20 protein-coding genes are annotated in these 22,631 nt (G+C 60.8%); 4 read left to right on the top strand and 16 right to left on the bottom strand.

Translation table 11 applies throughout. From position 1 onward, the window contains the following. Positions 1-209 precede the first annotated feature (209 nt). Complete coding sequence (locus tag HU755_RS23380) at positions 210-1,370, top strand: AAA family ATPase (RefSeq protein ID WP_186636948.1); 1,161 nt, start codon at positions 210-212, stop codon at positions 1,368-1,370. Between the two features lie 111 nt (positions 1,371-1,481). Here the strand turns inward: HU755_RS23380 and HU755_RS23375 are convergent, their stop codons facing one another. From HU755_RS23375 to HU755_RS23310, 14 genes are all read right to left on the bottom strand, one after another. Continuing rightward, the gene (locus tag HU755_RS23375) at positions 1,482-2,354 is read right to left on the bottom strand and encodes a transporter substrate-binding domain-containing protein (RefSeq protein WP_186636945.1); all 873 of its coding nucleotides are present in this window, start codon (positions 2,352-2,354) and stop codon (positions 1,482-1,484) included. Beyond that, positions 2,351-3,133: an amino acid ABC transporter ATP-binding protein gene (locus HU755_RS23370; protein WP_186636942.1), complete on the bottom strand. Its 783-nt coding sequence runs from the start codon at positions 3,131-3,133 to the stop codon at positions 2,351-2,353. The genes HU755_RS23375 and HU755_RS23370 overlap by 4 nt, the downstream gene beginning before the upstream one ends. Then, the gene (locus tag HU755_RS23365) at positions 3,130-3,789 is read right to left on the bottom strand and encodes an amino acid ABC transporter permease (RefSeq protein ID WP_186636940.1); all 660 of its coding nucleotides are present in this window, start codon (positions 3,787-3,789) and stop codon (positions 3,130-3,132) included. The genes HU755_RS23370 and HU755_RS23365 overlap by 4 nt, the downstream gene beginning before the upstream one ends. After that, positions 3,770-4,435, bottom strand: a complete 666-nt coding sequence (locus HU755_RS23360) for an amino acid ABC transporter permease (protein ID WP_186636937.1) — start codon at positions 4,433-4,435, stop codon at positions 3,770-3,772. Before HU755_RS23360 ends, HU755_RS23365 begins: the two co-directional genes overlap by 20 nt. Before the next feature lie 508 nt (positions 4,436-4,943). After that, positions 4,944-5,741 carry a MetQ/NlpA family ABC transporter substrate-binding protein gene (locus HU755_RS23355; RefSeq protein ID WP_186551534.1) on the bottom strand — a complete coding sequence of 266 codons (798 nt, stop codon included), beginning with the start codon at positions 5,739-5,741 and terminating at the stop codon, positions 4,944-4,946. 166 nt (positions 5,742-5,907) lie between these two features. Continuing rightward, positions 5,908-6,840 (bottom strand): sigma 54-interacting transcriptional regulator, encoded by a 933-nt coding sequence (locus HU755_RS23350; RefSeq protein WP_186636935.1) that lies wholly within the window; start codon positions 6,838-6,840, stop codon positions 5,908-5,910. A 51-nt stretch (positions 6,841-6,891) separates the two neighbouring features. After that, positions 6,892-7,473: an alpha/beta hydrolase gene (locus HU755_RS23345; RefSeq protein WP_186551536.1), complete on the bottom strand. Its 582-nt coding sequence runs from the start codon at positions 7,471-7,473 to the stop codon at positions 6,892-6,894. 159 nt (positions 7,474-7,632) lie between these two features. Further along, entirely contained in the window at positions 7,633-8,475 is an 843-nt protein-coding gene (tauD, locus tag HU755_RS23340) for a taurine dioxygenase (RefSeq protein ID WP_186636933.1), read from the bottom strand. Positions 8,476-8,622: 147 nt separating this feature from the next. Then, entirely contained in the window at positions 8,623-9,456 is an 834-nt protein-coding gene (gene tauC, locus HU755_RS23335; protein ID WP_186636925.1) for a taurine ABC transporter permease TauC, read from the bottom strand. Continuing rightward, entirely contained in the window at positions 9,453-10,247 is a 795-nt protein-coding gene (gene tauB, locus HU755_RS23330; protein WP_186636923.1) for a taurine ABC transporter ATP-binding subunit, read from the bottom strand. Before tauB ends, tauC begins: the two co-directional genes overlap by 4 nt. Positions 10,248-10,263: 16 nt before the next feature. After that, positions 10,264-11,241 (bottom strand): taurine ABC transporter substrate-binding protein, encoded by a 978-nt coding sequence (gene tauA, locus HU755_RS23325; protein WP_186636921.1) that lies wholly within the window; start codon positions 11,239-11,241, stop codon positions 10,264-10,266. 207 nt (positions 11,242-11,448) lie between these two features. After that, positions 11,449-13,032 (bottom strand): glutamate--cysteine ligase, encoded by a 1,584-nt coding sequence (gene gshA / locus HU755_RS23320; RefSeq protein WP_186551541.1) that lies wholly within the window; start codon positions 13,030-13,032, stop codon positions 11,449-11,451. A 232-nt stretch (positions 13,033-13,264) separates the two neighbouring features. Continuing rightward, positions 13,265-13,648, bottom strand: a complete 384-nt coding sequence (locus HU755_RS23315; RefSeq protein WP_186551542.1) for a PaaI family thioesterase — start codon at positions 13,646-13,648, stop codon at positions 13,265-13,267. Next, entirely contained in the window at positions 13,648-15,972 is a 2,325-nt protein-coding gene (locus tag HU755_RS23310) for a Tex family protein (RefSeq protein ID WP_186621974.1), read from the bottom strand. Before HU755_RS23310 ends, HU755_RS23315 begins: the two co-directional genes overlap by 1 nt. Before the next feature lie 358 nt (positions 15,973-16,330). Between HU755_RS23310 and ompR the strand changes: the two genes are divergently transcribed. Together ompR and HU755_RS23300 are read left to right on the top strand one after the other, a co-directional pair. Next, positions 16,331-17,071 (top strand): two-component system response regulator OmpR, encoded by a 741-nt coding sequence (gene ompR, locus HU755_RS23305; protein WP_186551544.1) that lies wholly within the window; start codon positions 16,331-16,333, stop codon positions 17,069-17,071. Positions 17,072-17,185: 114 nt separating this feature from the next. Further along, the gene (locus HU755_RS23300) at positions 17,186-18,499 is read left to right on the top strand and encodes an ATP-binding protein (protein WP_186551545.1); all 1,314 of its coding nucleotides are present in this window, start codon (positions 17,186-17,188) and stop codon (positions 18,497-18,499) included. Positions 18,500-18,563: 64 nt separating this feature from the next. Here the strand turns inward: HU755_RS23300 and lapD are convergent, their stop codons facing one another. After that, positions 18,564-20,510 carry a cyclic di-GMP receptor LapD gene (lapD, locus tag HU755_RS23295; RefSeq protein WP_186636915.1) on the bottom strand — a complete coding sequence of 649 codons (1,947 nt, stop codon included), beginning with the start codon at positions 20,508-20,510 and terminating at the stop codon, positions 18,564-18,566. Positions 20,511-20,524: 14 nt separating this feature from the next. Continuing rightward, positions 20,525-21,217: a cysteine protease LapG gene (lapG, locus tag HU755_RS23290; RefSeq protein ID WP_186636914.1), complete on the bottom strand. Its 693-nt coding sequence runs from the start codon at positions 21,215-21,217 to the stop codon at positions 20,525-20,527. A gap of 196 nt (positions 21,218-21,413) precedes the next feature. Between lapG and HU755_RS23285 the strand changes: the two genes are divergently transcribed. Then, on the top strand, positions 21,414-22,124 hold the full coding sequence (locus HU755_RS23285) for an FCD domain-containing protein (RefSeq protein ID WP_186636913.1): 711 nt from the start codon (positions 21,414-21,416) through the stop codon (positions 22,122-22,124). Positions 22,125-22,631 lie beyond the last annotated feature (507 nt).

Genomic DNA, 22,631 nt, shown 5'->3' with positions numbered 1-22,631 from the left:
CCTGTAATGCTGCTGTCGAGACGATACGACTTCAGAGCTTAGAACAGGGTTCCACGCTTGCCCGTCCTAATACCAGATTTATATCTGCAGGAGCTGCCGCAGGCTGCGATCTTTTGATCTGATTGAAAACAACACCAAAAAATCGCAGCCTTCGCCAGCTCCTACACGGGTATCGTGTGACGGATTCAGCGTATGCGGAGAAGGATTTCATGCTCAACACCCTGGCGGTGGCCAATTACCGCTCGATCAATAAATTGGTGATTCCACTGGGCCGGCTGAACCTGATCACCGGGCCCAACGGCAGTGGCAAGTCCAACCTCTACCGGGCCTTGCGCCTGCTGGCGGAAACCGCGCAGGGTGGCGTGGTCAATGCGCTGGCTCGCGAAGGCGGGCTGGATTCGACGTTCTGGGCCGGGCCGGAAACCCTCAGCCGGCGCATGCGCAGCGGCGAGGTGGCCATCCAGTCCACGGTTCGCCAGAGCGTGAAACGTCTGCGCCTGGGGTTTGCCGGGGAAGATTTCAGTTATTCGATCAGTCTGGGTCTGCCGGAACCAAGCCAGTCCTGTTTTTCACTCGATCCGCAAATCAAGCGCGAATGCATCTGGGCAGGCCCCGTGTTTCGCCCCGCGAGCCTGCTGGTGGACCGCAACGGCCCGATGGTCCGCGCCCGCGCCGAGCGCACATGGGAGGTACTGGCGCAACACACGCCGGACTTCGACAGCCTGTTCGATCAGGTCGGCAGTCTGCGCGGTTCGCCGGAGGTCCTTCAGATGCGCGAGTTTATCCGCCGCTGGCGCTTTTACGATCACTTTCGCAGCGACGCCGACGCGCCGGTGCGTCAGCCACAACTGGGCACCCGCACGCCGGTGCTGCATCACGACGGCAGGGACCTGGCAGCGGCGTTGCAGACGATTATCGAAATCGGCGATCCGGAAGCGCTACAGGCGGCAATCAGCGATGCGTTCCCCGGCGCGCGCTTGAACATCGCGCCGTTGGCCGGCGGCCGCTTTGCCATCGAGTTTTATCAGGAAGGCTTGCTGCGGCCGTTATCGGCGGCGGAATTGTCAGACGGCACGTTGCGTTACCTGTTGCTGGTCGCGGCATTGCTGACACCGCGACCACCGACACTGATGGTGCTGAATGAACCGGAAACCAGCCTGCATCCGGATCTGCTGCCGGCGCTGGCACGCTTGATCATTCGCGCTTCGCAGCAGTGCCAGGTGTGGGTGGTGTCCCATGCGCGGCGATTGATCTCGGCGTTGCAGGAAGATCCGGAATGCAACTGCATCGTGCTGGAGAAGACGCTGGGGCAGACCGGGATTGTCGGGCAGCGGGTGCTGGATGAGCCGGCGTGGCATTGGCCGGATTAAGCGGTGGCTGAAAAATTCGCGAGCAGGCTCGCTCCCACAGGAGACCGCGTATCACTGTGGGAGCGAGCCTGCTCGCGAAGGCAATTTCAGCGTCACTACTGAATCAACGGCTCAACCCTGCCACTTGCCGCCTTCGACAATCACACTCTCAGGCCGGGTGTCATCACTCAGCTCCTTGCGCACATATTGGTCATACAGTTTGAGCAGATACTTCTCCTCCCCAAGCTTCGCCAGCTCAGCGTTGACCCAATCGCGCAACTCGATATTGCCCTTCTTCACCGCCGGCGCAATCGGCGCTTCTGCCCCGAGTTTTTCCTCCAGCACGCGATAGCCCGGGTTCTGCTTGGCCCAACTGAACAGCACCAGATTGTCCTGCGCATAGGCATCGCCGCGACCGTTGGCCAAGGCTTGCAGCGACTCGGAATTTTTCTCGAACTTGAGCAGCTTCCAGTCCGGGTGGTTTTTGGTCAGCCAGATATCCGCCGTGGTGCCGGTCGTGACAATGGTGGTGCGGGTCGCCAGGTCATCGAGTTTTTTCACCGAGCTGCCCTGCGGTACCAGTGCCTGCACCGCGACCTTGAGGTTCGGGTTGGTAAATTCCACCGCTTCCCGGCGCTCCGGGGTCACGGTCATGTTGGCCAGGATCAGGTCGACCTTGTCGCTTTGCAGAAACGGGATGCGGCTCGCCGGTTCCACGGCAACGAATTCGACCTTGTTCTCATCGCCGAGCAGGTCCTTGGCGAAGCGCCGTCCGATGTCGGTATCGAAGCCGACGTAGCGTCCGGCCTCATCGACGAAACCGAACGGTGGCTTGTCGGTGAAGACGCCGACGATCAGTTTGTCGCGGGCTTTGATCTTGTCCAGATAACCCGCCGGGGCCGCACTTTCGCTGGCAACTTTGGGTTTGGGCGGTGCTTCGGTCTCACCGCAACCGGCGAGCAAGGCGAGGCTGAGCAGAGGCATTAAAAAAGCGGCAGTTTTCATAGCGGTTCCAGTTCCTTTGTCGGATTCGTTTTGGGCAGTGTGGCAACGAAGGAGAACTTCTCCAGAAACTGCTGCGCGCGTGCGGTTTGCGGGTTCGTAAAGAAAGTCTCGGGAGGGTTCTGTTCAAGGATGCGCCCGGCATCCATGAACACGATGCGGTCGGCCACCGCGCGAGCGAAGGCCATTTCATGGGTGACGATCAACAGGGTCATGCCCTCGCGGGCCAAGCCCTGAATGACCTGCAGCACTTCCTTGACCATTTCCGGATCGAGGGCGGCGGTGACTTCGTCGAACAGCATCACCCGCGGATTCATGCACAGCGAACGGACGATGGCGATGCGTTGCTGCTGACCGCCGGAGAGCTGACGCGCGAATGCATCGCGCTTGTCCAGCAGGCCGACGCGCTCCAGCAAGGCTTCGGCCTGCTGTTGCGCTTCGCGACGCTGACGCTTTTGCACCTTGAGCGGACCGAGCAACAGATTGTCGAGCACGCTCATGTGCGGGAACAGGTGGTAACTCTGAAACACCATGCCGATCTGCTGCCGGATGTCGCGCCAGTCGGTGGCCTTATCGAGCAGTTCGCGCCCGGCGAATGTCATGCTGCCGCTGTGCGCCGTTTCCAGGCCGTTGAGGCAGCGCAGCAGGGTACTTTTGCCGCAGCCGCTGGGGCCGAGAATGACGATGACCTCGCCACTCTGCACGCGCAGATCAATGCCGTTGAGCACCTGTTGCTCGCCGTAGAATTTGTTGAAACCGCGAAACTCGATCAATGCGCTCATGCTTGCGTCCAGCGCCGCTCCAGCACGCGCGAGGCGGCCGAGAGCGGGTAGCAGATGAAAAAGAAAAACAGGAACAGCGCGCCGTAGATCAGTACCGATTCGTAGGTGCGCTCGATGATCTGCTGACCAACCTTGATCACGTCGACCACACCGATCAGCACCGCCAGCGAACTGGTCTTGATGATCCGCGTGTAGACGTTGATAGTGGGTGGCGTCATGCGTTTCAGCGCCTGCGGCAGCAGCACGTAGCCGTAAAGCTGCGCGGCGTTCAGGCCAATCGACAGCCCGGCTTCACGCTGCCCGCGCGGCAGAGAATGCAGCGCACCGCGTGCCACTTCGCCGACCTCGCTGGCGCCCCACAGCGACAGCACCAGCACCGCACACCAGAAGCTCGGCAGGCTCAGGCCAAGGAAAATCGGCAGGCCGAAAAACAGCAGGTACAACCAGACCAGCACCGGGATCGCCCGGAACAGCTCCAGGTAAACCCGCAGGATTGCGTTGAGCCAAGACACATTGAGCGTGCGCAACACGCCATAGAGCACGCCGCCGACGGTACTGACGGCAATGCTCAGAAACGAGATCGACAAGGTTTGCCCGGCGCCTTTGGCCAATTGCGGCAACGACACCCACAGCAACTCAAGACCCGAACTGGCCATGCTGGAGCCTCCTTTCCAGGCGGCTGAGCAGCAGCGACAGCGGCAGAAACAACAACACGCAAATCAGCGTCAACACGGCGAGCATTTCGTAGGTTTTGTAATAGAGCGCGATGTAGCTCTTGGTGGTGTAGAGAATTTCCGGCACCGCCACCGCCGAGACCACGGTGGTTTCCTTGAGCAGGAATATGAAATTGGCGAACAGCGACGGCAGGCTGAGGATCCCCGCTTGCGGCAGGATCACGTAGCGCAGCAATTGACCGTGGGACAAGCCGATCGACCGGCCGGATTCCAGTTGTGCCTGGGGCACCGCATCGACGCCGGCACGCAGTACTTCGGTGAGATAAGCACCGCCGAGGAAGGTCATGGTGATGATCGCTGCCGTAAACCCGGAGACCTTGATGCCCAGAGCCGGCAGCGCGAAGTAAACGAAAAACAACTGGATCAGCAATGGCGTATTGCGCGCCAGCTCGACGTACACACCGACCAGTCTGTGCAGATAAGGCGTGCGCAACACCAGAATCGTCGCATTGAGCAGCGCCACCAGCAGCGAAGTGCCGATCGCGATGAATCCGACCTGCAGCGTCACGCCCACGGCTTTGAGAAAGGCCGGCAGAGTGCTGAGAATAAACGCGTAATCGAAAGTCATGAAGCGTCCTGACGCCGCTCGGTAAGCGGCGGTGGTGCAATCCATGGACAGCGGGTGGCTGTCCGGCAGGCACTGACTTTATAGGTATAAAAACCAGAATTTAAATACTGTTAAAGCATATTGATATCACCCAAAAAACTATCCTGTGGGTTTGCCGGGAAGGAATAAGAAGGCTATTTTCCTTTTCGCTGTAGGAAGGATCTTTTTTTCAGGAAAGCCCTCCAAGGACGAACAGCTTTTGGCCAGACTCCCGGCCGAACCATCACAAGGAAGAGAAATATGGCTGACGTAAAAGCACCCCAGCGACTGGACCCGCAGGATATTGTGAAGTGGCTGATGGCGTTGCGCCGGGCAGTGAAAGCGCAGGTGACCTGAGCCTTTTGATCGTTCCCACGCTCCGCGTGGGAACGATCACCGGGAAACTCTCTATCGAACACACACAAAAACGCCGATGACCATCGCTGGCCATCGGCGTTTTTACATGTGCAGCGGATTCCCAAACGTTGAATCAGAACGCCGGAAGTACCGCGCCGCTGTACTTCTTCTCGATGAATGCTTTGACTTCCGGGCTGGTCAGGGCCTTGGCCAGTTTCTGGATCGCGTCGCTGTTCTTGTTGTCCTCACGGGCCACCAGGAAATTCACGTACGGCGAATCAGCGCCTTCGATCAACAGCGCGTCTTTCTGCGGATTGAGCTTGGCTTCCAGCGCGTAGTTGGTATTGATCATGTCCAGATCAACTTCGTTCAGCACCCGTGGCAGCAGCGCCGATTCCAGTTCCTTGAACTTGAAGTTATGCGGGTTCTTGGCGATGTCTTTCGGCGTCGCCACGGCGTTTTTCGGGTCTTTCAGTTCGATCAGGCCGGCCTTCTGCAGCAGGATCAGCGCACGACCGCTGTTGCTGCCTTCGTTGGGGATAGCGATGGTCGCGCCGTCCGGCAGTTCAGCCAGGGTCTTGTACTTGCTTGAGTAGCCACCGAATGGTTCAACATGGACACCCTGCACGGTCACCAGGTACTTGGATTTGTCGTCCTTGTATTTACCCTGGTTGAAGCTGTTCAGGTAAGGCAGGGTCTGAAAGTAGTTGGCGTCCAGACGCTTCTCGCCAACCTGTACGTTGGGCTGCACGTAGTCGGTGAAGACTTTGATTTGCAGATCCACGCCTTCTTTGGCCAGGGTCGGTTTGATCAGCTCGAGAATTTCAGCGTGCGGCACCGGCGTTGCGGCAACCACCAGTTTCTCGCCGGCGTTGGCGAAAGAAGCCGTCAGAGCAGCCGCCAATGCGGTAAACAACAGAACCTTTTTCATGCAGTGTCCTTATCGAAAATCACGGTCGTCATCGACGACGGCATTAATACGTGTGCCAGTGAAGTGATATCGCTGGCGTGAGGCGGACAATACCGGGATTTTTTATTCCCGGACAATAACGTTTATTCAGCTTCATATTCCATTTTGTTCATGTTGAACAAAGTGGTCATAGCCCCTCGCTCAAGCGAATCAGGAGTTCTTTCAATGCCTTACGTTCAGCAGCGCTGCCGCCGATGTTGATTTGCTTCACCAGACGTTCGATGTGAAGCGGCGGCGCAGACGCTTCGGGCAGATTGAGATGCTCCGGCAGGATCTCATCGCCAGCGCTGACCAACAGGGCGAAGTGAATGACGTTTTCCAGCTCGCGGGTATTGCCCGGCCAGCCATGTTGCTCAAGCACGTGCTGCGCCGCTTCGCTGATCACCGGCACAGGCAAGGCGAGGCGCTGGCTGTAGATGCCGAGGAAATACTCGGCCAGAGGCAAGATATCGCCGGTTCGCGCGCGCAATGCCGGCAACTCCAGATGGCCCTCGCTGAGGTAGTGATAGAGCCGCTCGTGGAATTTTCCGGCGTCCACGGCCTGGGCCAGATCGATGCTGGTCGCGGCGACCAGACGTACATCCACCGGGCTCGGCTGAGGCGCGCCGACGCGGGTTACTTCGTGATTTTCCAGCGCCGCAAGCAATTTGATCTGGATCGGCAGCGGCAAGTCGCCGATTTCATCCAGGTACAAAGTGCCGCCATTGGCCGAACCGAACCAGCCAGCGCGACTGCTGGCCGAACCGCTGTAACTGCCGGCGGCATAGCCGAACAATTCGGCATCGGCGTAGGTCGGGCTGATCGCCCCGCAGTTGACCGAGACGAACAGACCGCTGCGATCACTGGCGCGGTGGATATGCCGGGCGAGCAGTTCTTTACCGGTGCCGGTCTCGCCGCGAATCAATACGGAAAGCGAGCGCGGGGCCAATTGTTCGAGTTCTTCGCGCAACTGACGCGAGCGCGGATCGACAAACACCAGCGCCTTGGCGCGAATGCTCAGGGGGCTTTTTTCCGCATCGGGAAAGGTCAGCAACGGCTGGCCGAACGTTTCGAAACTCATGGCAGACTCCCGCCCAAACCGCCTGGAGGCGGCGACGTTGAAAAAAAGAAATCAGGCGCGCCGGCGGGCGTGATGCTCCATGCGGTTTTGCAGGCGGTAGAGGTAAGCAAACCCCTGCTCCCAACGCTGGTGCCCGGATTTGACATTGATGTGCCCGGCACCGGCGAGAATCCCCGCCTCGGCGCCCCAGTTGCGCGCCAGCTCCAACGCGCGTGGCGCACTCACGGCGGCGTCGTTGTCGGAGCCGACGACCTGACTGGGGAAGGGCAGCAAATCGGTGGGAATCGGCGCAAAGTTGCGCAGCGCCGGAGCGCAGGCCGGCCGTTCGACGTCCGCCGGGGCGACCAGCAAGGCACCGCGTACCTGACGCAGGTAGTGCAGCGGCGCGGTGGCCGCCCAATGGGCAACGGTGATGCAGCCAAGGCTGTGCGCAATGAGAATTACCGGCGTGCTGTCAGCCGCGATCGCTTCGGCCAGGGCCGCGACCCAGTCTTCGCGGCGCGGCGTCAGCCAGTCGGCTTGCTCGACCCGGGCGCTGTTGGGCAGGCTGTTTTGCCAGTGGGTTTGCCAATGGTCATCTGGCGATCCTTGCCAGCCCGGCACAATCAGGTAGCGGATTGATTCGTTGCGCATGGGGAGCTCTCCTGCGTCGTGTCTGTTCGTGACCGAGTATAGGGAGAGGATTTATATTCGTTAAGGAATAAGAAGCTATTTATTAATACCTGTTTGGAATATAAAATCTGGCGCGACATCTGGAATGTCCCCTTGAAGCAAGGGCCATTCGCGATGCGCTCAGCGGAAAAACGGCACGTCGCCCAGCACCGTGGCCCGTTGCATTACTCGCCGCGTCGGGCGGTAGTCATCCACGGCGTAATGTTGCGTCACGCGGTTGTCCCAAAACGCAATATCGTCCTGCTGCCAACGCCAGCGCACAGTAAATTCTGGTCGGGTGGCATGGGCAAAGAGAAACTTCAGGATCGCCTCGCTCTCGGTCTCCGACAGCTCATTGATCTTCGAGGTGAAGCCCTCGTTGACGAACAGCGAACGTCGCCCGCTGATCGGATGGGTGCGAATCACCGGATGTGACAGCGGTGGATTCTTGCGCCGCGCCTCCTCCCACTGCGCCAGCGCATCGGGCGTGTTGCCGTAGCGCTCGAGCGGAAACGAGCGGGTGAAATCGTGGGTCGCGGTCAGGCCTTCAAGCAAGCTTTTCAGCGGTGCCGACAACGCCTCATACGCGGCAATGCCGCTGGCCCACAAGGTATCGCCGCCGTACGCCGGCAACAACTTGGCGCTGAGCACCGCGCCCATCGCCGGCGTTGGCAGGAAGGTCACGTCGGTGTGCCAGATGGCGTTGTCACGCACGTCGGTGACAGCGGTGTCGAGGATCAGAACTTCCGGTTGTTCCGGCACGTTCGGGTAGATCGGGTGGATGTGCAAGTCGCCGAAATAATGCGCGAAGCGTGCCTGCTGCGCCGGCTCGATCGGCTGATTGCGAAAGAACAGCACTTGATACTTGAGCAGCGCCTGCTCGATGGCGTCGCGGGTTGGCGGGTTCAACGGCTGGCTGATGTCGACGCCGTCGATTTGCGCGCCGAGGGCCGAGCTTAATGGGGTGATGTTGAGAGTGCTCATGGTCTTTCTCTTCAAATTCTTGAGTGTCGAGCGTCTGGTGGGAGCGAGCCTGCTCGCGAATGCGGACTGTCAGGCGCGACTGCAGTGACTGATCCAGCGCTTTCGCGAGCAGGCTCGCTCCCACAGTGGGTGTTCACATGAAAGCTGTCAGTGCGCCTGGCCGTGCCACGGCACCAGTTTGCGTTGCAGCGCGCGCAGGCCCATTTCCATGGCGAAGGCAATCAGGGCAATGACCAGAATCCCCAGCACCACCACGTCGGTGACCAGAAACTGCGCGGCCGACTGCACCATGAAACCCAAACCGCTGGTGGCGGCGATCAGTTCGGCGGCAACCAGGGTTGACCAGCCCACCCCCAGGCCGATGCGCACGCCGGTGAGGATATCCGGCAATGCACTGGGCAAAATCACATGGCGAATCAGTTGCGCGCGAGTGGCGCCCAACGACTGCGCCGCGCGCAATTTCGCCGGGTCTACGGTGCGCACGCCGGTCGCGGTGGCGATAGCAATCGGCGCGAAAATCGCCAGATAGATCAGCAGCACTTTCGACAGCTCGCCGATGCCGCACCAGATCACGATCAGCGGCAGATAGGCCAGCGGTGGAATCGGTCGGTAGAACTCGATCAGCGGATCGAGCACACCCCGGGCGATGCGATTGGCACCAATGGCGATGCCCACCGGCACTGCCGTGAGAATCGCAAAGACCAGGCCCAGACCGATGCGACTCAGGCTCGCGCCCAAGTGCTGCCACAAGGTCGAATCCATGTAGCCCGAAGTCGCCAGCAGCCAGCCTTTTTGCAGCACGGCGGAGGGTGGCGGCAGGAACAGCGGTTCGATCAGACCGGTAGCGGTCACCGCCCACCAGACCGCCAACAGGGCGAAGAGGGTCAGCAGGCTGATCCAGCGTGCACTCAGGCTGCGGCGTACCGGCAGGATCACCGAAGGCGTCTTTACCGTCGCAGCGCTTACGTCGTAACTGCTCATGCGCGCTCCTGCCGTTGCACGGCACTGCGTTGCGAAAACACTTTGCTCAGCACGTGCTCGCGGGTTTCGATAAAAAGCGGATCGGACTTGATCGCCCGGGCCGGCTCGCCAGCGGCATAACGCTGACCGAAGTCCAGCGCCAGACGCTCAACGATCTGCCCCGGATTCGGCGCCAGCAAAATCAGATCCGTAGCGAGGAATACCGCCTCTTCAATGTCGTGGGTAATCAGAAAAACCGGCTTGGCGGTGCGCTGCCAGACTTGCAGCAACAGCTCCTGCATCTGCTCGCGGGTGAACGCGTCGAGGGCGCCGAACGGCTCGTCCATCAGCAGCACCCGAGGGTCGGCGGCGAGGGCACGAGCAAGGCCGACACGCTGTTTCTGGCCGCCGGAAAGCTGCCAGATGCGCCGCTCTTCGAAACCGGCCAGATCGACCAGCGCAAGCATTTCCCGGGCGCGCTGTTCGCGTTTTGGCTTGGCGACGCCGGCCAGTTCCAGGCCAAACGCGACGTTGCCCAGCACATTCTGCCAAGGCAGCAAGGCGTCATCCTGGAACACCACGCCGCGCTCGGCGCTCGGGCCTTTGACCGGCACGCCATCGAGGGTGATGCGTCCGGCGCTAGGATCGACAAAACCGGCAATCAGGTTCAACAGCGAAGTCTTGCCACTGCCGGACGGGCCGAGGGCGACCAGCAACTGCCGGGGTCCCAGGGTCAGAGAAATATCCGCCAACACAGGTTCCGGGCTGCCCGGGTACTGTGCGCTGATGCGCTCCAGCTGTAGCAAGGCCATCGCGGTCGACTCCCGATCAGTTAGTGATGTATTTGGCGCTGACGTACGGCGCGTAGTCCGGCAGCACCGCCTCGACTTTGCCCTGCTCCTTGAGGAACACGGCCGTGTCGGTGATGGCTTTGGTGGTCGGCGCACCGAGGTCACTGACCTGATCCGCCGCCAGCGGGTAGACGTTGCCTTGCAGCAGCAACGGAATGTCGCTGGCCTTGGCGCCGGAGAGTTTCACCAGTTTGTCGACATTGGACTGATTGGCGAGCCAGGCTTGCGGATCCTTGCGGTAGTCGGCGTAGGCGTCGAGGGTGACTTTGGCGAAGGCGGTGACAATCTCCGGGTGCTTGGCGGCGAAGTCTTTACGCACGATCCACGCATCGAAGGTCGGCGCGCCGAATTTGGCCAGTTCGCCAGAGGTGATCAGCACTTTGCCGTTTTCCTTGGCGACGCCGAGAGCCGGGTCCCAGACGTAAGTGGCATCGATATCACCGCGTTTCCACGCCGCGATGATCGCTGGCGGAGCGAAGTTGAGTACGGTGACCTTCGACGGATCGATGTTCCAGTGCTTCAGCGCTGCCAGCAGGCTGTAGTGCCCAGTGGACACGAACGGCACAGCGATTTTCTTGCCGATCAGGTCTTGCGGCGTTTTGATGCCGGAACCCTCACGCGCGACCAGGGCTTCAGCGGCGCCGATCTGCGTGGCAATGAGGAACGTTTCGACCGGGACTTTGCGGGTGATCGCGGCGGTCAACGGGCTAGAACCGAGGTAGCCGATCTGCACATCGCCGGACGCGATGGCGGCGATGATGTCGGCGCCGTTGTCGAACTTGCGCCAGCTGATGTCGGCCCGGGTGGCTTTTTCGTAGGCGCCATCGGCCTGGGCGACTTTCGCCGGATCAACGGTGGTTTGGTAGGCGACGGTGAGGTCGGCGGCCTGAGCGAGGAAACTTGCGGCCGCCAGCGAAGCGGCGGCGAGCAGGCGAAGCGGGACATTCAGTTTCAATTGAGAGCTCCATATCAGGCGACCGAGCGTCGGCGTGAATGGAGACTAAATGATCTAAGAATCCAGAAATAAATAACTTTTTAGAATGAGCTTATGAGCGGAAAAATCTAAGCGCAGCGGTCATTCGCGAGCAGGCTCGCTCCCACAGGACCGAATTCCTCTGTGGGAGCGAGCCTGCTCGCGAAAAGGGCCGAAGGACCTTCTATATCAGTTGCTGATGGCGAGGATGCTCGCCTGATACGCCCCGACAAACACATCGAAATCGCCAACCTCGTTCTGCTCAAGCTCGGTCTGCTGCGCCAGCGACGCGCGCGCCAGCTCTTCGAACTTCGCCTGTTCATCCGCAGCCAATGGCTCGCTGCGAAAAAATTCGGCATGCGCCTGGCTCTGACGCAGGGAGAATTGCGCAAAGCTTTCCTTGTGCTCGGCCATCGCCGCCAGCACCTGCGCCGATGGCGTCAGGGACGGGTCGCTGACTTTCGCCAACTGCGCATCCAGCGCTTTGCTGTGCGCATCACCGCCCACGCTTTGGTCCAGCAGCGCGGCCAGCGGAGCAATCTGTTCAAGCAATTCGGCGGCCCACTGTTTCATCTCGACCGGCTGACCGTCACGCTGCAATTGCAGGCCCGGACGGCGACCTTCCTTGACCACGCTGAGGAAGTTCGACGTGGCATTGCCGCAGGTGGTGTTGGTCAGCAGCGGACTGTCGTTCAGTGCGCAATACAGCAGGAACGCGTCGATGAAACGCGACTCGGTGAGGTCGATGCCCATCGGCAGGAACGGGTTGATGTCCAGGCAACGCACTTCGACGTACTGGATGCCGCGCGCCATCAGCGCCTGAATCGGCCGCTCGCCGGTGTACGTCACACGTTTGGGGCGGATGTTGGAGTAGTACTCGTTTTCGATCTGCAGGATGTTGGTGTTGAGCTGGACCCACTCGCCATCCTTGTGCGTACCGACTTCGACGTACGGCGCGTACGGCGTGGCTACGGCTTTGCGCAGGCTGTCGGTGTAGCTCGCCAGGTCGTTGTAGCATGGCGTCAGGCCGGCCTGGGCGTTGCTCTGATAACCGAGATCGCTCATGCGCAGGCTGGTGGCGTACGGCAGATACAGCGTGTCCGGATCGAGCTGTTCCAACTGATGCGAACGGCCGCGCAGGAAACCGGCGTCCAGCGCCGGCGACGCCCCGAACAGGTACATCAGCAGCCAGCTGTAGCGACGGAAGTTGCGGATCAGGGCGATGTACGACACCGACTGGAAATCGCGGTCCGTACCGACGAAACCTTCGGCCTCGCGCAGCAGCGGCCAGAGTTGTTCCGGCAGCGAGAAGTTGTAGTGAATCCCGGCGATGCACTGCATGGTCTTGCCATACCGCAGAGCCAGGCCCTTGCGGTAGACGTACTTGAGCTGACCGATGTTGGAGGTGCCGTAATAGGCGATCGGGATGTCTTCCTCGGCCGGCAACGGGCACGGCATCGATGGACTCCACAGGTACTCGTTGCCGAGCTTGCTGTAGGCAAAACGGTGAATCTTGTCCAGGCTCGCCAGCGTGTCGGCAGGGTTCGGCAAGGCCGGCGTGATGAATTCCAGCAGCGACTCGGAGTAGTCGGTGGTGATCTGTTCGTTGGTCAGCGCGGAACCTAGGGCTTCGGGGTGCGGCGTTTGCGCCAGGCGACCTTCGCTGGTCACGCGCAGGCATTCACGTTCGATACCGTGCAGGCACTGCTTGAGCAGGGAGAGGTTAGCGCGCTCGCCGAGCAGAGCCAGGCGGCGGTTGAGAAGTTCGCTCAATTTGGATTCCTTCACGCGTCAGTCGCCCCAATATGGGGGTGGGCAGGACGGTCTACAAGGGTGAAGTTGAAACTGGCGTTATCGCCTGGTTTTTTGGCCTCAAAAGGCACTTTCGAACCGCCGGCTTCAATCCCTGAATCTGGCAGATGCACGCGAAGATCATGCAATACCCACAGAAAAGCTCGACGCTGCGATCACAGCGCCGAAATTAACTCAAAATGATGAGCAACATCTACAGCACAGCGAACGTGCCTTGCGCTTTTGCGACCAGTTTGTCGCCCTGCATCACGTCGGCTTCGACCACCAGCGTGCGCCGGCCCGGGTGGATCACCCGCGCCGTGCACAGCACCTCGCCATCCGAGACGGCGCGAATGTAATTGATCTTGCACTCGATGGTCGCGCTCTGCTGATCGAAGCCATGGGTGCTGGAACAGGCCAGCCCCATGGCGATGTCGACCAGACTGAACAGCGCGCCGCCGTGCAGTTTGCCGCCGCGGTTGCGCAGTTCGGGCTCAAGGGCGAGGGCGACTTGCGCCACCCCGGTTTCGAGGCTGTGCAGGCGGCAGCCCAACAGCTTGAAAAACGCGCTCTCGACGAGCCCGGCCGGCAATTCCATCAGCGTTTCTTCAACTGCTTGGCGTTGGCGAACAGCGAGGCCATCGCGTTGTTCACCGGGGCGGCGGTTACGGTTTCCTTGCGCGGCGCGCTGCCTGAAGACTGGCGCGGTGCAGAGCCGGGACGCGAGCCACGGGCGCCGTCGACCTTCTCGCCCGGGGTGTCGCTCATGCGCATCGACAAGCCGACGCGTTTGCGCGGGATGTCGACTTCCATGACCTTGACCTTGACCACGTCGCCGGCCTTCACCGCTTCGCGCGGATCCTTGATGAACTTCTCCGACAGCGCCGAGATGTGCACCAGACCGTCCTGATGCACGCCGATGTCAACGAACGCACCGAACGCCGTCACGTTGGTTACCACGCCTTCGAGGATCATTCCCGGTTGCAGATCCTTGAGGTCTTCGACGCCTTCCTGGAACTCGGCAGTCTTGAACTCGGGACGCGGATCGCGGCCAGGTTTTTCCAGCTCTTGGAGGATGTCGGTAACGGTCGGCAGGCCGAAGGTTTCGTCGGTGAATTTCTTCGGATCCAGGCGCTTGAGGAACGCGGCATCGCCGATCAGCGAGCGGATGTCGCGATCGGTTTCAGCGGCGATACGCTGCACCAGCGGATAGGCTTCCGGGTGCACCGCCGAGGAATCCAGCGGGTTGTCGCCGTTCATCACGCGCAGGAAACCGGCGGCCTGTTCGAAGGTTTTTTCGCCCAGACGCGCGACTTTCTTCAGCGCTGCACGGGTCTTGAACGCGCCGTGTTCATCACGGTGCGCGACGATGTTTTGCGCCAGCGTTGCGTTGAGGCCGGAGATCCGCGCCAGCAATGCCACGGAGGCGGTGTTCACATCCACACCCACGGCGTTCACGCAGTCCTCGACCACGGCATCCAGGCCACGCGCCAGTTTCAGCTGCGAGACGTCGTGCTGGTATTGGCCGACACCGATGGATTTCGGATCGATTTTCACCAGCTCGGCGAGCGGATCCTGCAGACGCCGGGCGATCGACACCGCGCCACGGATCGACACGTCGAGGTCCGGGAATTCCTTGGCTGCCAGTTCCGATGCCGAGTACACCGATGCACCGGCCTCGGAAACCATGACCTTGGTCATCTTCATCGCCGGGTATTTTTTGATCAGCTCGATGGCCAGTTTGTCGGTTTCGCGGCTGGCGGTGCCGTTGCCAATGGCGATCAGGTCCACCGAGTGCTTGGCGCACAGGGCGGCCAGAATCGCGATGGTCTGATCCCACTTGTTGTGCGGCACGTGCGGGTAAACCGTGGCGTGATCGAGCAGCTTGCCGGTCGCGTCGACCACCGCCACCTTGCAGCCGGTACGCAGGCCCGGATCGAGACCCAGGGTCGCGCGCGGCCCGGCCGGAGCGGCCAGCAGCAGGTCGTGCAGGTTGTGGGCGAACACGTTGATCGCTTCGGTTTCGGCGCCGTCGCGCAGCTCGCCGAGCAGGTCGGTTTCCAGGTGAGTGTAGAGCTTGACCTTCCAGGTCCAGCGCACCACTTCACTCAGCCACTTGTCCGCGGGGCGGCTCTGGTTCTGGATATTGAACTGCTGGGCGATCATGCCTTCGCATGGGTGCATGGAGCCTGGGAGCTCGTCGCCGACTTTCAGCGCGGAACTGAGAATGCCTTCGTTGCGGCCGCGGAAAATTGCCAGCGCGCGGTGCGACGGCATGCTTTTCAGCGGCTCGTCGTGTTCGAAGTAATCGCGGAACTTGGCGCCTTCCTCTTCCTTGCCGGCGATCACGCGGGCGCTGAGGATCGCTTCCTGCTTGAGGTAGTTGCGCAGTTTTTCCAGCAGGCTGGCGTCTTCGGCGAAGCGCTCCATGAGGATGTATTTGGCGCCTTCCAGCGCTGCCTTGACATCAGCCACGCCTTTTTCCGCGTCGACGAAGCGTGCGGCTTCGGTTTCCGGAGAGAGGTTCGGGTCGTTGAACAGGCCGTCCGCCAGCTCGCCGAGGCCGGCTTCCAGGGCGATCTGACCCTTGGTGCGGCGCTTCTGCTTGTACGGCAGGTACAAATCTTCGAGGCGGGTCTTGGTGTCGGCGAGCTTGATGTCGCGCTCCAGGGCAGGGGTGAGTTTGCCCTGTTCCTGGATGCTGGCGAGGATGCTGATGCGCCGTTCGTCGAGTTCTCGCAGGTAGCGCAGACGCTCTTCCAGATGACGTAACTGGGTGTCATCGAGGCTGCCGGTGACTTCTTTCCGGTAACGGGCGATGAAGGGAACGGTAGAACCTTCATCGAGTAGCGCGACGGCCGCTTCGACCTGTTGCGGGCGTACGCCGAGTTCCTCGGCGATGCGGCTGTTGATGCTGTCCATAAAACCACCTGACATAGTGTGAAAGCAGGCTCTCAGGCACGCAAATAAAGGCCTGGAGGCTGATTGAGCGGCTAGAAAATTGCCGCTGCCTGGATCAAGAGGCAGCCCATTGACCCGTGAAATCGAACGGTTACTGCACAGGGCCGGAAAAAATGCCGGCCACTTACGGTAACGATTCAGACGTTGCCTGGCACAAAACGCCGCGCATTATAACCAGCGTTCTGTCATTCGGGGGCGTTGCAGCTTGTAGGCATAAACCCCGGTTTTCTGGCAGTGAAGGAAAAATCTGCTAACAATGCACACGGTGCGTATAACGGCAGCTACGCCATAATGCGCGCCGAGCTAAAAGGAGCATCTAATGAGCAGCACTGCACAAACTGCTGAAGGCGAAAAAATTCTTATTGTTGATGACGATCCAGGGCTGAGCAGCCTGCTGGAACGTTTCTTCGTCAGCAAGGGCTACCGTGCCCGTACCGTTCCGAACACCGAGCAGATGGATCGTCTGCTGTCGCGTGAAGTGTTCAATCTGGTCGTCCTCGACCTGATGCTGCCTGGCGAAGACGGCCTGACCGCTTGCCGCCGTCTGCGTGGCGCGAACAACCAGATCCCGATCATCATGCTCACCGCCAAGGGCGACGAGCTGAGCCGTATCAAGGGCCTGGAGCTGGGCGCCGACGATTACCTGGCCAAGCCATTCAACCCCGACGAGCTGATGGCGCGCGTCAAAGCCGTCCTGCGCCGTCAGGCCGCACCGGTACCGGGCGCGCCGGGCAGCGAGGACGAAAACGTCACCTTCGGTGATTACGTCTTGTCCCTGGCGACCCGTGAATTGAAGCGTGGCGACGAAGTGCACATGCTCACCACCGGTGAGTTCGCAGTGCTCAAGGCGCTGGTGATGAACGCCCGTCAGCCGTTGACCCGCGACAAACTGATGAACCTGGCCCGGGGCCGCGAGTGGGATGCCCTGGAGCGTTCCATCGACGTACAGATTTCGCGTCTGCGCCGGATGATCGAGCCGGACCCGTCGAAACCGCGCTATATCCAGACTGTCTGGGGCGTGGGTTACGTGTTCGTACCGGATGGCACCGCCACCAAGTGATCGGTGATTTGTAGGAGCGAGTCTGCCAGGCTCTGGTCGCACGGCCATTGCCACAGACTCGCAATCCGCAATATGCGAGCATTGCTCGCTCCTGCAAGTGTGTAGCGGTTAAAGATGAAAACCCCCGTCTGGTTCCCCCAAAGTTTTTTCTCCCGCACCCTTTGGCTGGTGCTCATCGTCGTGCTGTTTTCCAAGGCGCTGACCCTGGTTTATCTGTTGATGAACGAGGACGTGCTGGTGGACCGTCAGTACAGCCACGGCGTCGCCCTGACGTTGCGTGCCTACTGGGCCGCCGATGAAGAAAACCGCGCAAAAATTGCCGATGCCGCGACCTTGATTCGCGTGGTCGGTGCCGGTGTGCCGGAAGGCGAACAGCACTGGCCGTACAGCGAAATCTATCAACGCCAGATGCAGGCGGAACTGGGTGCCGACACCGAAGTGCGCTTGCGCATGCATTCGCCGCCAGCGTTGTGGGTGCGCGCGCCGAGCCTGGGCGATGGCTGGCTGAAAGTGCCGCTGTATCCGCATCCATTGCGTGGCCAGAAAATCTGGAACGTGCTCGGCTGGTTCCTCGCCATCGGCTTGTTGTCGACGGCCTCGGCGTGGATTTTTGTCAGCCAGCTCAACCAGCCGCTGAAGCGCCTGGTGTATGCCGCGCGGCAACTCGGACAGGGCCGCAGCGTGCGGCTGCCGATCAGCGACACGCCGAGCGAAATGACCGAGGTCTACCGCGCCTTCAACCAGATGGCCGAAGACGTCGAGCAAGCCGGGCGCGAGCGTGAACTGATGCTGGCGGGCGTTTCCCATGACTTGCGCACACCACTGACCCGCTTGCGGTTGTCGCTGGAGTTGATGGGCGATCACAACGACCTGACCGACGACATGGTCCGTGATATCGAAGACATGGACGCCATTCTCGATCAGTTCCTCGCGTTCATCCGCGACGGTCGCGACGAGTCGGTCGAAGAGGTCGACCTCAGTGATCTGGTGCGCGAAGTGGCCGCGCCGTACAACCAGAATGAAGAAAAGGTCCGTTTGCGCCTGGAGCCCATCCAGCCGTTTCCGCTGCGTCGGGTATCGATGAAGCGCCTGCTCAACAACCTCATCGGCAACGCCCTGAACCATGCGGGCAGTGGCGTGGAAGTCGCCGCTTATGTGTCCGGCGACACCAGCGCGCCCTATGTGGTGCTGAGCGTCATGGACCGCGGGGCGGGCATCGACCCTGCCGAGCTTGAGGCGATTTTCAACCCGTTCACTCGCGGCGATCGGGCCCGCGGCGGCAAGGGCACCGGGCTGGGGCTGGCGATCGTGAAGCGGATCGCGTCGATGCACGGCGGCAACGTCGAATTGCGCAATCGCTCCGGTGGCGGGCTGGAAGCGCGGGTGCGCTTGCCGTTAGGGTTGATGCTGCCGCGGGACGCGGTCTGACGGACCCGCTCCCCCTGGCCTTCGCTTCACAGGCAGGTCAGGGTGAGTGCCGCTGTTCAACCGCTCACCGCCAAGGTTTGGGTTCACCCAGCAACTGCCCCTGAACCCCGTACAGACCCATTTCGCGAATCACCGACAATTCCCCTTCAGTCTCGACCCGCTCGGCAATCAACGGCAGATCGATGCTGTGCGCCGCGCGCTGAATCGCTTCGATGAACAGGCGCTTGTCGCTTTCCTGATCGATCGCACGAATGTAGCTGCCATCGATTTTCAAGTACGCCAGCCCCAGCCGCGCCAGGTTGCCGATCATGCTGAACCGCCCACCGAAGCGTTGCAGGCTCAGCGAGAAGCCCAACTCGCGCAGGCGCCGTGTCAACTGCTCCAGCACCGCTTGTTCCGGCAATTGCTCTTCACCGATTTCCAGGGTCAGGCGCGCGCCGAGATTGGAATGCGCGCGCAGGATGTCGAAGACTTTGTTCAGCGCCTGGGGATCGGCCAGGGTCGCGGAAGACAGGTTCAGTGCCAGCGCATCTTCGTGGGTTTTCATCTGCTCGAGCACGCGTTCGAGCATCAGGCGGTCCAGTCGTGCCGTCCAGCCAAAGCGCTCCAGCCAGGGCAGGAAGCGCCCGGCGGGAATGGTCTGGCCCTGCTCGTCGAGCAAACGCGACAGCACTTTGTAATGCAGCACCAGTTGCGGGTCCTGGGCGGACACCACGGGCTGGAAATACAGCTCGAAACGCTGCTGACTCAAGGCCTGGTCAAGCAAGCGATGCCAGGCGTGATGATCGTCGCCGACGTCTGCGCTCAGGCTCTGCTCGATACAGGCCCAGTTCTGCTCACCCTGTCCTTCGGCCTGCGCCAGCGCCTGATCACCGAGGGTCAGTACCTGCTGCGGCGAATCGCCGTGGGCGAACGGCGCCAGACCAATCGACGCCACCGCCGGCACATCGGTCGCGCCCGTGGCATGCAGGCTGCTGAGGGCACTGTCGAGGTTCTGCGCCAGTTGCAGCGCTTCCTCGCGCACCAGCCCCGGCGCCAGCACGGCAAACTCACCGCCGCGGATACGGGTGACGAGGTTCTGGGTTTCCGGGTATTTGGCGCACTCGCGGGACAATTGCTCGCCGACCGCTTGCAGCAATTGATCGGTGCGCTGGCCGCCGAGACGCTGGTTCAGCCCGGCCAGGTCTTTCACCCGCAACAGCAGCAGGTAACCGGAACTGGCCTGCTCCGGATTGCTCACCCGGTCGTTCAGTTGCATCTCGAAATAACGCCGGTTGGCCAGCCCGGTGAGGTTGTCCTGATAGGACTCGGCACGCAGTTTTTCGCTGCGCTCGGCCTGCTCCTGAAACAGTGCCTTGAGCTTCTCGACCATCTGATTCATTGCTTGCACCACGCGCCGCAATTCCGGGGTTCGCGGCAGGTCCGGCAGGCTGAGAAACTCGCGACGGGCGATGGCGTGGGACTGCTTGACCATGTAATCGAGCGGCTTCAGTTGTCGGCGCAGCAACAACGCCCCCAGCACCGCACTCACCGCACCGCAGAGCAGCAGCCAGCCGAGACTGCCCAGCGCGCTCTGCCAGAGTTTGGCCACGGCGAACATCGGATGGCTGACCACCTCGACCCGCGCCGCCTGCTCCCAGCCTCGGCTGACCAGCGCATCGCCACCGGCCGGTTCCAGACCGATCAGTTTGACGAACCAGTCCGGCACGTTGCTCACCGCCGGGATGCCGGTTCGCTCGACGATGGTTTTCTCGGTTTTCACATCGACCACGCGAATGCTCGCGTAATAGCCACTGTCGAAAATCGAGCTGACCAGCAACTCGACCATCGCCGGATCGTCAATGTTCGGCGTCAGCGACAAGGCCAGCGCCGTCGCGGCGTCCTGGGCATGGGAGCGCAACTGGTTGACGTACTGGGTGCGCGAGCTCTCCAGACTGACCATGAAGCTGCCGGTGAAGGCAACCACCAGGAACAGACAGATAGCGATCAACAGCTGTTTGAACAAAGACATCTGAGCGCGTGCTCCTAGTTAGTCGTCTCGACCGGAAAACCTTCGGCCTGCATTTTTTTCAGCACATCCTGCCAGCGCGACAGGCGTTTGGTGTCGCCGACCTTTTTGTTGCCCTTGGCCCCCGGCAGATACAGACCTTCGGCATTGAAAGAGTAGACCGGCAGCAAATCGGTTCGCTGCGATGCCGGCTGGATCGGGTCGATCAGGCTGTCGAGCACCAGCGGCATGGCGTCGGGGGTGGCATAGTAAGTGAGTACCATGTGCGCGCGGTTCTGGCGCAGGGCCTTGACGTAGGTAATGCGCAGCTTGTCACTGGAGACCCCGAGGTGGCGCAGGCTGAAATACTTGGCGATCGCATAATCCTCGCAGTCGCCGGCGCCCTTCCACAACGCCTGGATCGGGGTTTCCCAATAATCGACCTCACGCCACAGATCGATGTCTTCGACGTAGCGCACCTGTTGGTTGAAAAACCGGTTCACCACGTTGAGCTTGTCCATCTCGCTGACCTGTTTCTGCGTCGCCAACAGGTTCTGCCAGGCATCGATGCGCTGCTGCCCGGCGCCCAGCGGCCCATAGAGGGCCGTGGCCTTGCGGCTGATCGCGGAAAAATCCCAATCGGCATGCAGGCCGCCCAGCATGACGCCGGCCAGCAGCAGTGCGCAGCCAAGCCAGCGCAACGTCCGGGGGATCGCGAAACGTACCGCCACAGCAAGTTTCCAGAGGGCAGGGAGGAAAGCGTTTGATGGTGAAGCTTAGTCTGCGAAAAAACAATGGCACCGTGAGATCATCGGTAACGCGCTAAACTCAACAATGGACGCGTTCTTCTACACGGTTTGACAACCTGTAAAGCAATCACTAGTGTCATTTGGATCCAAATTCAGTCGACATACAGGGTGCGTAGTCGTGACTCAGAAGCCCAAACCACTGCACAGCATTAAAGTCGATGGGCCGATCCCCGCACACCTGGCCCGTTCGACCATCGAGGAAACCCTGCGCACGGCCATTCTCGATGGCCGTTTGCCCTGTGGCACGGCCCTGCGCCAGCAGGACCTGGCCGATCTGTTCGGGGTCAGCCGCATGCCGGTGCGCGAAGCCTTGCGCCAGCTCGAAGCCCAGGCGCTGCTCAGCGTAACCACACACAAAGGTGCCGTGGTCGCACCGTTGATTCAAGAAGACGCGACGCAAACCTACCAATTGCGCATCCTGCTCGAATCCGAAGCACTGCGCCAATCGGTGCCTTTGCTGACCCCCGCCGACCATGACCGCGCGGCCGCGCTGATCGAAGAGCTGGAAAATCAACACGACTACAGCGAAATCGGTCGGCTCAATCGCTTGTTCCACATGACCCTGTACAGCAAAGCGGCCAACCGGCGCCTGTTGCGCCTGGTCGAAGACGGCCTCAACGAGGAGGAGCGTTTCCTGCGCTTTAACCTCGAAGCCATGGGCCTGGGCAAAATCTCCCAGGACGACCACTGGGCGATGCTGCAAGCGACCATCGACGGTGACGTAGAAGGCTCGGTGACGCTATTGGTCCAGCATCTCAATCGCGGTGTGGAAGTCATTACTCGCTACCTCGACAGCCCTGCCGGTCAAAGCCGCCAAGCCAACCCCTGAACGGCTCCCCTGCCCTCGAATTAACTGCTTACAAATCCCCTGCTCTGTCCGCCACCCCGCCAGGTGGTGGACGCGCCTGCCCGCTCCGACCTTTTCTGCGCCCATCAGCCCGGTTTCCCGGCCCCGAGTGAATGAAACGGGCATAGCCGTGGCCACCATTTACCCGCACTCTTTAGGCGCCAACCCAATACAGAACGGGCGACGCCCCGCACCGCCGGCGCAGTCCCCGCACCAGGAACCTACGGAAGGAGCCTTGTCACGGGAAAAAGGAAGTACTGGCGCCAATCACGGCCAACCTCCGCCCCTTTAATCAATCAATTCTCTTCAGTTGAAAGTTGCTTCGAGTGAGGCATTCACTCTGTTTGTCCCATTTTGGCCGTTATTTGCCGAAAGGAGTAACTACGCCCAAATAAAACTACAGACAATAGTTTTATCGGTGCAACTCACACTTGAAAAACCGCAAACTAAAAATAGTTGAAAATAAACTTGTTAAATAGTTTGAGCCTG

The organism is Pseudomonas sp. SWRI111, from assembly GCF_014268555.1.
Classification (GTDB): domain Bacteria; phylum Pseudomonadota; class Gammaproteobacteria; order Pseudomonadales; family Pseudomonadaceae; genus Aquipseudomonas; species Aquipseudomonas hamedanensis.
This window is presented reverse-complemented; position numbering and strand designations above follow the sequence as displayed.